9 protein-coding genes and 1 pseudogene are annotated in these 13967 nt (G+C 32.3%); 3 read left to right on the forward strand and 7 right to left on the reverse strand.

All coding sequences use genetic code 11. From position 1 onward, the window contains the following. The first annotated feature begins 444 nt into the window (after nucleotides 1–444). Nucleotides 445–627, forward strand: coding sequence for a hypothetical protein (locus ACH2CJ_RS21665; protein WP_394996642.1), 183 nt, complete (start codon nucleotides 445–447; stop codon nucleotides 625–627). 252 nt (nucleotides 628–879) lie between these two features. On the opposite strand, the gene ACH2CJ_RS21670 is transcribed toward ACH2CJ_RS21665, so the two are convergent. Continuing rightward, nucleotides 880–1689, reverse strand: a complete 810-nt coding sequence (locus tag ACH2CJ_RS21670; protein ID WP_394996645.1) for a 2,3,4,5-tetrahydropyridine-2,6-dicarboxylate N-succinyltransferase — start codon at nucleotides 1687–1689, stop codon at nucleotides 880–882. A gap of 701 nt (nucleotides 1690–2390) precedes the next feature. On the opposite strand from ACH2CJ_RS21670, the gene gap reads away from it, so the two are divergent. Beyond that, nucleotides 2391–3401: a type I glyceraldehyde-3-phosphate dehydrogenase gene (gap, locus tag ACH2CJ_RS21675; protein WP_394996648.1), complete on the forward strand. Its 1011-nt coding sequence runs from the start codon at nucleotides 2391–2393 to the stop codon at nucleotides 3399–3401. Nucleotides 3402–3478: 77 nt separating this feature from the next. Here gap and trmB read toward each other — a convergent pair whose 3' ends face one another. The 6 genes from trmB to ACH2CJ_RS21705 all read right to left on the reverse strand — a co-directional run bounded on the left by trmB (nucleotide 3479) and on the right by ACH2CJ_RS21705 (nucleotide 12834). Further along, nucleotides 3479–4135 carry a tRNA (guanosine(46)-N7)-methyltransferase TrmB gene (gene trmB / locus ACH2CJ_RS21680; RefSeq protein WP_394996650.1) on the reverse strand — a complete coding sequence of 219 codons (657 nt, stop codon included), beginning with the start codon at nucleotides 4133–4135 and terminating at the stop codon, nucleotides 3479–3481. A gap of 114 nt (nucleotides 4136–4249) precedes the next feature. Continuing rightward, nucleotides 4250–5575: a bifunctional folylpolyglutamate synthase/dihydrofolate synthase gene (locus ACH2CJ_RS21685; protein WP_394996652.1), complete on the reverse strand. Its 1326-nt coding sequence runs from the start codon at nucleotides 5573–5575 to the stop codon at nucleotides 4250–4252. A 119-nt stretch (nucleotides 5576–5694) separates the two neighbouring features. Further along, the gene (locus ACH2CJ_RS21690; RefSeq protein ID WP_394996655.1) at nucleotides 5695–6702 is read right to left on the reverse strand and encodes a hypothetical protein; all 1008 of its coding nucleotides are present in this window, start codon (nucleotides 6700–6702) and stop codon (nucleotides 5695–5697) included. 127 nt (nucleotides 6703–6829) lie between these two features. Beyond that, complete coding sequence (locus ACH2CJ_RS21695; RefSeq protein ID WP_394996658.1) at nucleotides 6830–7966, reverse strand: SPOR domain-containing protein; 1137 nt, start codon at nucleotides 7964–7966, stop codon at nucleotides 6830–6832. Nucleotides 7967–8006: 40 nt separating this feature from the next. Continuing rightward, nucleotides 8007–9683 (reverse strand): TonB-dependent receptor, encoded by a 1677-nt coding sequence (locus ACH2CJ_RS21700; protein WP_394996660.1) that lies wholly within the window; start codon nucleotides 9681–9683, stop codon nucleotides 8007–8009. 142 nt (nucleotides 9684–9825) lie between these two features. After that, complete coding sequence (locus tag ACH2CJ_RS21705) at nucleotides 9826–12834, reverse strand: tetratricopeptide repeat protein (RefSeq protein WP_394996662.1); 3009 nt, start codon at nucleotides 12832–12834, stop codon at nucleotides 9826–9828. A 195-nt stretch (nucleotides 12835–13029) separates the two neighbouring features. Between ACH2CJ_RS21705 and ACH2CJ_RS21710 the strand changes: the two are divergent. After that, nucleotides 13030–13967, forward strand: a pseudogene (locus ACH2CJ_RS21710) (peptidase M61); the annotation flags it as partial.

Here is a 13967-nt window from a genome sequence, read left to right on the forward strand (position 1 = left end):
GTAATTTCATTTATATAGTTTAACATTGTATCATATTATATAGAATTTACGTGCTTTTCCTATAATCATATTAAGAATATTTTAAGTAAAGGTTTACATTGATGGTATCAATACCAGCAATTTGGGATTCAATCGTCATAAACTCTGCCCTTTCTGAGGACAGAGTTTTTTTTTATTTTTGGATACGCCATTCTCAGTGCTTAAGCATGATGACAGAAAAACTAAATCTTTTAACCCATTATTCGCAAAATAAGTATGATTTTAAACCGCTACATTGATAATATAAACCAACTATATAAGCTCTGAACCGCCGAACCCAAAAGACAATTGTGTGGGGCTCCCGATTAGTTTTAACAAGAAAAGATATTTATTATTGAAGCATAAGTACAATATGGCCGCTTTAAAGATATTGTTATAACTGACATATAACCATTGATTTAACCGATGTATATGCTCAAACCATTGCCTGTTTTTATCAAAAAAGAAGAAGCCGAACTCATTTTCGAAAGAATCCTTTCTTCTGAAAACTCATTGGTTTTATTACTGGCTCTGGTATACGACCGCATTAAATGGATTGTAGATAGCTTGGTAGAAGTAATTTTGGCGTTTATGAGTAGGAAATTTTAAAGAATTATTGTCAATTCACCAGATTAGAAGTAATAATTACCCGACAAGCCCATGGCGTTTGGTGTATATTTGAACAAGTAGTGAATTTTATTGTGTGTGCTGTGGACAATAATCTGAAAACCGAAGAGGATGTGAAGCTTATTCACTAGAAATTAGATTGATGAGGAGGCTGGGATTAAAAAAAAGTAAAATTTGAGTGTAGAGTTAAGATATTTTTTGTTCTATATTCTTAACTCTACATTCTACTCTCATTTACACCGACACGTTATTATCTCTTAATGCTTCATTCAATGAAGTTTTGAGGTCGGTACTTGCTTTTCTCTGACCGATAATCAAAGCACAAGGCACGCCAAATTCGCCTGCAGGATATTTTTTAGGCAACATCCCTGGAATTACAACCGAATTATCAGGCACAGTACCGATATACTCCACTCCAGTGTTTACATCAATGATTTTTGAACTGCCAGTGATGGTTACACCTGCACCCAAAACAGCTCTTTTACCTACTCTTGCACCTTCTACAACTATGCAACGTGAACCAATAAATGCTCCATCTTCGATAATTACTGGAGAGGCTTGTAAAGGCTCTAAAACCCCACCTATACCTACTCCACCACTAAGGTGAACATCTTTACCTATTTGAGCACAACTGCCCACTGTAGCCCAAGTATCAACCATTGTTCCACTATCTACATAGGCACCTATATTTACATAAGAAGGCATTAGTATTACACCTTTTGCTAAAAAAGCCCCATAACGAGCTACTGCAGGAGGAACCACACGCACACCCAACTTATCGTAGCCTGATTTTAATTTCATTTTATCGTGGTATTCAAATATGCCAACTTCATGCACTTGCATCTGCTGCATTGGGAAGTAGAGGATAATTGCTTTTTTTACCCAATCATTAGTAATCCAAGTTCCGTTAGTAGTTGGCTCAGATACACGAAGCTCTCCATTATCGAGTAGTTCTATTATTTCATTAATTGCGTTTTGAGTTTGTGGGTCGCTTAACAAAGTTCGATTCTCCCATACTTGTTCAATAATTTCTTTGTTGTTCATTGTTAAAAATGGTATTAAATAAAAGTTTAGTAAAAAATGTTTAAAACGCTTATAATTAATAGTTTGTAATGTAATTTTAAGTTTATTTTAAGTTTAATTATGTATTTAAATTCACAAACTATTTGCGACGAAGTATTATATGAAGGCACATAAAAGATACTCCCTTAGTTAGCCTTCACAGAATACTCCTCTTATTCAAAGTTACAGACACATAGTTAGATTGCCAAGTATTACAGCATATAATGTTCCAATTCTCAAAGCTAAGTGCTTACAGACCCCTATTTAGAGCTAAAAGAGTTCAGATATATGTGGAGGCAACTATGAGTTAATAACAGTTACTAAACAATATAGATAAATATGAAATAATTACTAATAATTTTAGTTTTTACTAATTAAAACTAAACATGAATTTAGTAAATATTACTAACATTGTTAGTAATATAATTATTTGGTATTTTTAATTTACTAACACAATTTAATATTATCCTAATGTTGTATAACCATTAACTCTATACTTTTCATAAAATATATCTAACAATAGATTTTTTTAATTATTACATAACAGCTTGATAATTAAGTAGTTATGATGTTTATATTTAAAAAAAAGGTTTAATTTAACTTTATCATTTCAAAAATCTTTACAATTAGTTATAATATTCTTAACTTGCAGAGTATTACTTAAACCAAAATTTTAAAATAAAATGGCAAAAGTTAAAGTAGCTATTAATGGATTTGGACGAATTGGGAAATTAGCCTATCGTCAGATTTATAACATGGAAGGTATTGAAGTGGTTGCAATCAACGACTTAACAAGCCCTTCAACCCTTGCTCATCTTTTAAAATATGACTCTGCTCAAGGACGATTTAACCAAACTGTTACATCAACTGAAAATAGTATTATAGTAAATGGAGATGAAATTAGAATTTACGCTCATAAAAATCCGGCGGATATTCCTTGGGGAGTTCACAATATAGATGTAGTATTAGAATGTACTGGTTTTTTTACAGACAAAGATAAAGCAGCAGCCCACTTAACTGCTGGAGCAAAAAGAGTCATAATTAGTGCTCCAGCTACTGGCGACTTAAAAACTATTGTTTTTAATGTAAACCACGAAATTCTTGATGGTAGTGAAACAATTATTAGCTGTGCAAGTTGTACGACAAATTGTTTAGCTCCAATGGCTAAAGTGTTGAATGATAATTTCAAAATTTTGGTTGGAAGTATGACCACAGTTCATGCCTATACAAACGACCAAAATACTCTTGATTCTCCTCATGCCAAAGGTGATTTACGTAGAGCAAGAGCAGCGGCAGCTAATATTATCCCTAATAGTACGGGTGCAGCTAAAGCAATTGGTTTGGTCTTGCCAGAATTAAAAGGATTATTAGATGGTGGTGCTCAACGTGTACCAACTATTACTGGAAGTTTGACAGAATTGACGTGCGTTTTGGAGAAAAAAGTAACCCTCCAAGAAGTAAATGATGCGATGAAAGCAGCAAGCACCGAAAGCTTTGGGTATAACGAAGATGAAATAGTAAGTAGCGACATTATTGGTACTACATTTGGAAGTTTGTTTGATGCCACTCAAACTAAAGTAGTAACCGTTGGCGACAACCAATTAGTTAAAACTGTGAGCTGGTACGATAACGAAATGAGCTATGTAAGTCAATTAGTAAGAACTGTTAAGTATTTTGCAACATTGATTAAATAATAAAAAGTAGATGGTCAATAGACAATAAATGTTAGGTTAATAGCTAAATATTTACGGTTTATTGACCATCAAATTAACTATTTGAGTGATTTGGCTGCTAAATAGTTGATTTTATAGCCTTTTGCGACAAAAAGCTTCTCATAATGTGTTTCTATTCCGAAGTGTTCACGTAATAATTCAGAATTATACAAGTCAATTGTTTGCCTCAAAATCTGAAATTTAGGTGGAATTGTTTGTAATGAATACTCAAATAACGGAAAATTATCTGTTTTAAAGAAAAAATCACCTTCAGGTTTTAATATCTTCATAAACAAATCCAAAAACTTCGGATTTGTCAAACGTTTCCTTTCTTCTTTATCTCTTGGTTGGGGGTCTGGATGAATTAACCAAATTTCATCAACTTCGTTTTCTTCAAAAAACTCTTCTAAGAAAACCATTGGCGTTCGCAAAAAAGCAACATTTGATAAAGATAAATCATTTGCTCGTTTACTACCACGGGCAATCCTATCACCTTTGATGTCGATTCCAATAAAATTTTTATTTGGATGAACTTGTGCTAAACCAACAGTATATTCACCTTTGCCGCAAGCCAGTTCTAAGACTATCGGATTTCTGTTTTTAAAATACGTCTCTCTCCATTTTCCTTTAATGGTTGTATATAATTCTTTCCCACGCTCAATAACATTTTCTGATTGAGTATTGTATTCAAATCTTGGTAATTTTTGTCTGGCCACTCTCCTACTCTGTTTTGTAAATAGTTGATAATCAAGCAATTAATCATTTTGACTAATTATATTTTTAATACTTTTTATATTTTCAAATTATTTATTTAGTATAATTATTATGATTCATAAATTATTTAATCCTGCTACTACAAATGTACTACCTCCAATGTAAATAAAATCATCATTTGATGCCAATTTTAGTACTTTTTTTAGTGCATCATTCACGTTGAGAATTGGATATCCTGATATACCTAGCGACTTTGCTATTTGTATTAAATTCTCAGCGGGCATGGAACGTGGTGAATCTGCCTCACAAAAGTAATATTTCCCATCTTTTGGGAATAATCTTAGTATTTCCTCAACATTTTTATCTTTTACAAAACCCAAAATAAAATATTTCTCTTTCAATGGAGTGCCACCTATTTTCATATTTTTTATCTGATTTAAAACTTCTAACAGTCCATGTTCGTTGTGACCTGTATCACAAATCGTCAATGGTTTTTGAGATAAAACTTGCCAACGTCCTTTTAAACCAGTCAATGAAACTACTTCTGAAATACCTTTCCTGATAGCTGAATCAGGAATATGATATCCTAACTCTTTCAAAACATCAATTGCTTGAAAAACTCCAATGAGATTTTTTAATTGATAAGTACCTATTAATTGTGATTCAACATTTTCATAAATCAAATTATTATTCCTGTCAAAAATATCAACAATCAGTTTAGCATTCTTACTTTCTTTTTCAAGAATGTGAAAATTATCTTGTGCAAAATATATTGGCGAATCTTGCTCATTGGCTTTTTCTTTAAATACGCTGTCGGTTTCAATATGTCTTTCAGAAATGACAACTGGTATATGTGGCTTTATTATCCCAGCTTTTTCGGAAGCAATTTTTGACAAAGTATCTCCCAATATATCTGTGTGATCTAAACCAATATTTGTAATAACACTCAATTCGGGCATTATGATATTAGTTGAATCTAATCTTCCTCCAAGGCCCACCTCAATCACAGCAATATCTATTGTGCAGTTATCAGCATATTCTTGAGCAAAAAAGTCGAAAGCAATAGCTACACTTAACTCAAAAAAAGAAGGTTTCAATTCTTCAATAATGGATTGGTTTTTTTTTACAAATGAAATAATATTCGTTTTTTGAATGGATTTTCCATTAATTCTGAATCTTTCAGTATAATCTTTTAAATGAGGTGATGTATAAAGTCCAGTATTATATCCTGCACATTGTAGAATTGCCGCTAAATAATGTGAGGTACTTCCTTTACCATTTGTTCCTGCAACATGAATACTTTTAAATTTTTTTTGAGGGTTGCCGAGATGCTCACAAAGTTTTAATGTATTAGATAAATCGGCTTTGAAGGCTTTTGATCCAATTCGATGAAAAACTGGAAGTAAAGAATATAAATAATTGATGGTTTGTTGGTAAGTCACTTTTTTAATTTTAAATACAAAGCTAATCACAACCTTTCAATTCTAAAAATCATCCGCCAAAAAAAAAGGCGATTGAGTGAATTAACACTTTAAATCGCCCTTTTAATAAAAACAACAAACTAATTTCCTGATTGAATATTGATTGTAATTGTTCCTGTTGCTCTTGGAGGTGGTGTACCTTCGGGAGAGAGAACTGAACTTAATTTTTGCTGAATATAATTTTTATAAAAATTTTGAACAGTTGCACTAACGGTTGATTCTAATACACTAATTCCAACAACATCACCCGAATCATCAACAGTAACTTTAAAAACAATTTTACCTGTTTCAGACGAACCATCATTTGGAATAGAAAGTTTCTTTTTATTCCATCCACTCAAACCCCCGATAGAAGCTCCAGAGCCTCCTCCTTTTCCTGGTTTGCCCATCATACTTTTACCATCTAAAGTTCCTTTGGGATCTCCTTTATCTCCCACCTCCCCTTTTTTGCCATCGCCATTATTATTTCCACCAATACCATCTTTTGTTCCTATAGTTCCGTTTGAACTGGAATTTGACTTACTTCCACTTCCAGAGCCTGTTCCACCTTTTTTCATAATTGACCCCTCTTCAACAGAGCGTTTAGGTGGCTCAGGTTTTGGCGGTGCCGGCTTTGGAGTTTCAACTTTTGGTTTACTCTCAACTGGTGAAGTTTTTACTACTGGTTTGGTTTCGACTTTTTTTAATGGCTTATTGGTTTCTTTCTCCTCAACAGGGCTATCCTCTTTCGTAGTAATCACTGCTTTAGTTGGTGTTTCTTTTATTTTCACCTTTACAGATTTTTCAACTGGTGGCGGAACTACAACTGGTTTTGTTTTAATTGGTTTTGCTTCCTCTTCTTTTTTCTCAGAGGGTTTCACATCAAAATTGTTAGGAGAAATATTCGCTTTATTTGTTGTTTGAATATTGCCCGTTCCTACTAAATCTACCCCATAATTTAACTCTACACCTTCGGGTTCTTCGGGTGCTGTGTATATCAATTTTAGAAAAAAAAGAATGCCAAGGAAAATGGCATAAATCACCACACTTAAAAAAAATGCAGTTGTTTGATTTTTCTTATTATCTTGTTCGAGAGTTACAGATTGCATATTTTTTATTAGTTAGAAAGTAATAAGCGACCATTATTATGGTTTAAAGATTTTAGCTGATTTAATGTATTACAAAAAAACCTGCAAGGTTATCTTACAGGTTTTTTTTATAGAGATTAGCTTGATGCTAATGTTTTTCTTTGATAATTGCAGCTTTTTCACCGATTAAAGCTCTGTGTTTTTCTGATAAAGTTACAGCTTCTGAATATGAATTAGCTTCACCAGCTATAACTTTCATTAAATCACCTACTTTTTCAATTCTGGGCGAAAAGCCATTCTTTTGAAGAATAGATTGCAATTTTTCAACATTGTCAATACTCTTAAAAACACCTGAAACAATCAAATAACGCTTTTGATTAATATTTATTGCAATGTTAGTATGCTCTAAAGTTGGTTTTGTTGATGGTTCAACAACTTTTTCGAATTTAACTTCAGCAGTTTTAACTACTTTCTTAATCTCTTCTTTCTTAACTTCATCTACTGAAACTGGTTGAGAGGTTTCAAAATTTGGCTTTATAATTTCTTCTTCAGAAGATGTACTGTTAATGGGTTGTACTGTTATTGGTTTTTCTACTTTTGCAACTACATTATTTCTTGGAATATAATCTAAAGGATTGAAACTCGCTTTTGCTGGACTATTGATGTTTTTTGGACTTGAAAATAAAACAATAATAAGTCCCGATGAAAGTAGGAGAATTGGAAATGAATACAGAGCATAAGTCCATGCAGAACGCCTTCCACCTGATAACTTCTTACGTCTATGAGTAGTTGAATACGAACTTTCGTGAATCAATGACTCATCATCATCATTTTCAAATGTCTGACTATAAGTATATTTTTCTTTAGTTATTTGACGTGGGAACAAGCTATCAAAGCCAAAACTTTCGCTAAAAAAATTATTTCTACGATCTGGGTCGAACACTAAATTATTTTCCTCGTTCAAAGAAAAATTGCCAATTTTGTCAAAAGTAAAAGACTTTTCAGTAGCTAAAGAATCTTTAATATCAGTAACAAAACCTTGAATTTTTCGTTTTGCCTCATCAATTGTTACACTTTCACGGCGTGAAATATGGGTGGCTAATAAGCCATCATCTTGCTTCAAAATCTCATTGAAAGCAACTCTTTTTTGTGGAGGCATCAAAGAACCACTAATTTCATTGAAACTTGAAGGCATATAATTAGCAATAAATGCCCCAAAATTAGGTATAGTTACATAGTCATGGTCAAATAACAATGTGCGTATATGATCAGCAATTGGTCTCATAAGAGAAGTTTATGTTTGGGAGTCTATTCGTAATGCTAAGTTAAAACGAATAATTGACACCTACAAGAAAATTCAAGCCTTGTTGTGGATAATATAAATAACGCTCGTATTTCTTTCCTAAAATATTATTTAGTTTAACAAAAGCCGTAAATTGTTTACCGAATAAATAGTCAAATTCTGTATTCAAATCAAAGATTGCTTTATTGGTAACTAATTGTTGCGTGGTTGGATTTTTAGCATAAGTTTTTCCATAGTAGTAAAAATCTAAGTTGGCAACCAATTTATCTGAAACAATAAGTGTATTTCCCCACTTAACTGAAGCAAGCGGTCTATGAAATGGTTTTTCGAAAGCTCGTCGCTGATAATGATTGAAATCTGCACGGAGATATGTACGCCACATTTCTACTGGTTGATAATTTAGCTGAACTGTAACATTCACATACTGCGTACTGAGACTGTCATATAATATAGCAAATTTTGAAGTATCAGCTAAAGATTCATTTTTCTTTGGCGAATAATTATTGAAATAATACAGGTTTTTATAATATCCCATTGAACCCTTGAAATTGAAGCTAAATCCAGACCCAATGTCACCTTTACCACCCAAATAAAATTCACGAATTTTTTCTGTGTTCAATAACTTAGTTTGAGGTTTCAGATATGGATTTTCAGCAAGATAACTACTCAAAGTATTTCTTACGATATCACCATCCATTCCTGCAAAAACATAAATAAGGCCTGGAAATTTATATGTTAATTCTATAGTCGGAAAACCTTTAGTTCGATTGATATTTTTTACGGCATCAAATTCATTGACTGCTCTGTATCCAATCCTCCCACCAAAACGATTAAGATTGACTTTGAATGATGGTTCAACTCTAAACAAGTTTCTTTTGTCAACTTCACCATCGCTACGTTGTGCCATGTTCGCATCAGCATTTACAAGAGCAATAAATTTTTCTTCTATTATTGGAAAATAAGCATTAAAGGTTGTTGTCCAGTCAGTTTCTTGAGCTGAATAATTATCTTTTAGCGATTTTATACTCGTTTTTAGTGAGTAATCAACTCTTGGATTAGGTGCAATATTTTCAAAACCAACGTTAAACTGAACGGTGTTTAATATTTGTTTAATTTGATTTCTGTCAAATTCTACTCTTGGACGCTTATAGCCGTAAAAATAGTATTGGTCTCGGTTGTAGGTCAAACCACCACTTACTTGAAATTTTTCGGCTAAATATTTGCCTGTAATTTCAGCTTTGTCATACATATTTGCCGAATTTTTATCATCAATTGGGCCTCGATTAGTTGAGTTATGCAGGGCATGAATACCCAAAATCATTTTATTTTCTTGTAGTGAATTAATAAAGGCTTCGCCAAAAATACGTCCATAATTACCGGTCCCAAGACTTATGTAATTATTGTATTTTTCGGCTTCTTCTTTCTTTTTTCCACCGTCAGGTGATACAACATTTGGATTGAATTTTACTTCTTCAATACCCTTTGGCTTGCGGTCGAAAAAGGAATATTTCATCTGTTTTTCATCAGGATTACCTTTTACAGGAGGAATTTTCTCGAAAACTCTATTTGCTGGTGGTAATTCTACTTTTCGGTCTTTGGTAATAATTATGTCATCATCTAATTGAGCAAAAGATGGAATGGCTATTAGTATGCCCAAAGTGGGAAGTATATTTTTAATTATTTCTTTTGAATATTTCATATTTTTGATTTAGGATTTTTGATTGACGATTTACGATTAATTAGTACAGATTTAATTGTAATTTGATAATTTTTGATTCCAATTTTGAAATGTTTCTTGTGAGTCTATTTCAAAACTTTCAATTAAAAATCGACAATCATAACTATTCTTTATTCTCAATTTCTTTTATTTTTTTCTGGGCCGCATCAACAGTTTCTGGTGTATCTGAGTTTTCAATAACCGATTTTAATGTAGCTTTTGCCATAAAAAAGTCATTCAAAGCAATATAATCGTCTGAAATCAGCAGAAAACTTTTTTCGTACCAATAAACAAATTCTGAAAAATCCTGTGACAGTTCCTGCAATGTCTTGATTGACTCCTTGTATTTTTTGGCTTTGTATTGAATATCTCCAATAAAATACTTAGCTTCTGCTCCATTATTGTCTTTTGCCATAACAATGGTTTTCTTAAACTCTTCTTCTGCTTTTGCAAAATCATTTTTCTGCATATAGGCTTTTCCGATAAACAATTGAGCTTTATTTGATGCACCCATAACAATATTTCCACTATTATTGATAATTTCACGGCAATAAACCATAACCGAATCTTGATTTCCAATTGTATAATAAGACTCAACTAAGCCCTGCCACGCTGTAACAATATCACGTTTGTTTTGAGAAGAGACAATTACAGTACGATAATTTGTAATGGCATTTTTGAAGTTTTTACTACTCACCTCAATTACCGCAGCACGCAAAGCCGACTTAGGAACAAAAGTTGTACGGTTATCGGCAATTACCTGATTATAGTATTTTAAGGCATTAGATTTGTCATTTGAGATATAATATGAATCTCCCAAATAATACCTTGCTTCAAAAACATTAGTACTATTAGGATAATTTTTAATGTATTTCAGTAAAGAAACCACTGCTTTGTCATATTTTTCATTGAGGTATAAATTCTTAGCAGTTTCGTATTCGAGATTTTCGACAGAACCATTTTGAGGGTTGTTTTTCTTATACTCGTCAACAATTGATGTAAATTCCTCTGGACGACCAACTGTATTAAGATTTTCTTGTAATCCCAAAAGTGCATTGTCAGCAGCATCTGACTTACCGTAACGCTGAATAATTACTTTATAGTCAATAATTGCTGCCTCATAATTTTTTAAATTACCATAAGCCAAAGCTCTTTTTGATAACGCTTGCGGAATAAGTCCACTTTTAGGGCGTTCACGAACCATTTTACTCAAAATAGCAATTGCATTTTGGTAATTCCCTTTGTCTAATTCTAATGACCCATTTTGATAAAGTGCATCATCAGCTAAACGAGAATTAGGATATTGTGTTGTGATTTTATCAAAAACTTGTTGAGCTTCTTGGTTTTTTCCAAGAAAGGTAAGCGTCAAAGCTTTCTGATACATGGCATAATCTTTTTCTGAACGATTATCTTTTATAGCTTGGTCGTAGTAATTTATAGCTTCATTATAATTTTTTGACGCTAAATAACAGTCTCCAATTCTAACGAGTGCATCTTCGTAATTTTGACGATTGGTTTCGTTTTTTACCCCTTTCAGAAACTCTTTAAAATAATTACTCGCTTGCTTATAATCTTTGTTATTATAATTCAAATAACCCAACCCATAGCGACTTTTTTGCTTTAAAGTTTCTGAGCCTCCGCTCAATACATCTTTATATAAACTTTCTGCCTCTGGTAATTTTGCTGCATAAGCAGATTCAGCCTTCCAAAAAAGTGCATTTTGTTTTAATTCATTATCATTTGGTTGACTAAGCGATTTATCAAAATATTGAATTGCTCTTGCATATCGTTCTGCATTAAAATCCAAAACGCCTTGATTGTAGCACAGACGTTGGTAAGCTGAATTTATTTTAGAGGTTCTTTTCTTCAAACTTTCGATATAAGCAATTGCTTGTGCATAATTATTAGAATCGAACAAAACTTCGCTCAAAATCTCATTGGCTTCATCTTCATATTTGCCATTTGGATAATTCTTCAAGTATTCTTGTAATTCGACGATGCCTTGTTGGTTATTGCCCAAATCAATGGCAACTTTGGCATAATTGTATTGTGCTTCTTCTTTGATTGTCTTATCAAAATTTGCAGATTTAGCTCTATCAAATGCAGCAAATGCAGCATTTAAATCATTGGCTTTTAAAGAAGATATACCCAAATAATAGGCTGCTTGTTGACCTAACTCCGTATTGAAGGTGGCGATTTTCTTGAAATTTTCAACAGCTTTTTCAAAATTATTAGTTTTGTATAAGCTATAGGCGTGTCGAAATGTTACTTGGTTTGAAACTGCACCTCGTTTAAAATTTTTAAATTTATCATAATATTTAACTGCTTTCTCAAAATCATTTTTGAAATAACATACTTCAGCCGTTACTAAGCAAATATCATCTATTTTTTTTCCATTTGGTTTTTCAATAATAGGCTCAGTATATGCCAACAATTCATCATTTTTCTTTTGAACATATAATATATTTGCAATCCAATTAGGAATTTCATTTCGATAAGGATTTACATTTTCAACTTTCTTAAAGTCAACCAAAGCAGCATCGTAGTTTTCTTTTTTGTAGTTAATAACTGCCGAATAATAAGATGCAGGTTGAGAAAAATCAGATGCCGTACTTTTTACTTCACTTAACAAAGGCAAAGCCTTTTGAAAATCGTTGGTTTGATAATAGGAAATAGCTAGTTTATATTTCAATTCTAGTGTTTGTAAACTATTACTTGCATTATTGGTTGCTTTTTCTAAATACGCAATCGCACGATTATAATCTCCTTGGTCGTAGAAATACTTCCCCAAATCATTATAAATTATTTTTGCTTTTGGGTGGTCAGAGTGATTAACCGCAAATCTTTCAATCTCAATGTCAGCATCAATGGCTTTAGAATATAGTCCAGCCAAAGCTGCATAATACTCCGCATTTGTCAAATTAAATTCATTTTCTTTGAGGCTTTTTTCAGTGAGAGCCATGTAATGCTTAAACTCTGCCCGTGAAGCGGCATAAACTTTTTTTTGAAAAAGCTCAATCCCCCTATGATAATATGATTCGGGGTCGGTATAAGCAATGGTATTTTGTGAAAATGTAGGTGTAGCTATATACGTAAACGTACAAACAAGCAAAGATGCTATGGTTTTTTTCATGGAATTAAGGTAAGTATGGGAGTTAATCCCGAACAATAAACAAAGTTAGGTAAATAGTTTAAATCAAACGTAGTGCCAATTATTGTTTCGAAGAAAAAATGACGCATTTTATGATACGCCAACGTGCAAAAAACGTTATTTTTACTGAAAAATTGTTCAAAACTCATCTCAAACTTATAAAACTTAATTTTTTCAATGAAAAATTTTCTTGTATTCATTTTTCTACACTTTCATATCTCACAATTTGCCAATGCAAATACATCAAATGATGACAAACCAATTCCTAAAACAAATATAAGTTACTCACTGTCAATGCCCGAACCATGGACTCATTACTTTGAAGTTTCGATGACTTTAGATAATATAGATGAAATTGATGAATTGAAAAACTCAGAATTTATTGATTTTAAAATGCCTGTTTGGACTCCCGGTTCTTATCTCATTAGAGAATATCCCAAAAATGTAGAAGATTTTACGGCAACCAATGGTTCTACTACTCAATTAAAATTTGAAAAAATAAATAAAAACACCTGGCGTATATACAGAAAATCTAACAAAATTATTGTTAAATATAGAGTTTACTCTTTTGAGCTAAGTGTTCGAACCAGCTTTTTGGATGATGTACACGGCTACGTTAATGGTACAAGTATGTTTTTGTATGTTCCACAAATAAAAATGTTACCATCAGTTTTGACAATTTCACCCTATGAAAACTGGAGTACCATTTCAACTGGTTTGAAAAGTATTCCTAATAAAGAGTTTACCTATTTTTCACCCAATTTTGATATTTTGGTAGATAGCCCAATCGAAATTGGAACTCATAAAGTATTAACATTTAAGACTTTAAATATTCCTCATTCGTTAGCTATTTTCAGTTATGCTCCATTACAATATGATGAGAAAAAAGTAATCGAAGCTTTTAAAAAAGTAACAGAAGCCGCAGCATCGGTGATTGGAGAAAACCCGTGTGAGGATTACACTTTTATTAATCATCAAATTTTAAATCCAAGTGGCGGACTTGAACATTTGAATTCTACAACCTGCCAAAATCTTCCCAATGCTTTTATGAATGACAATGCCATAAAAAATTCGATGGGTTTATTTTCTCATGAATATTTTCATTTATGGAATGT

Source organism: Emticicia sp., from assembly GCF_043780375.1.
Lineage (GTDB): Bacteria > Bacteroidota > Bacteroidia > Cytophagales > Spirosomataceae > Emticicia.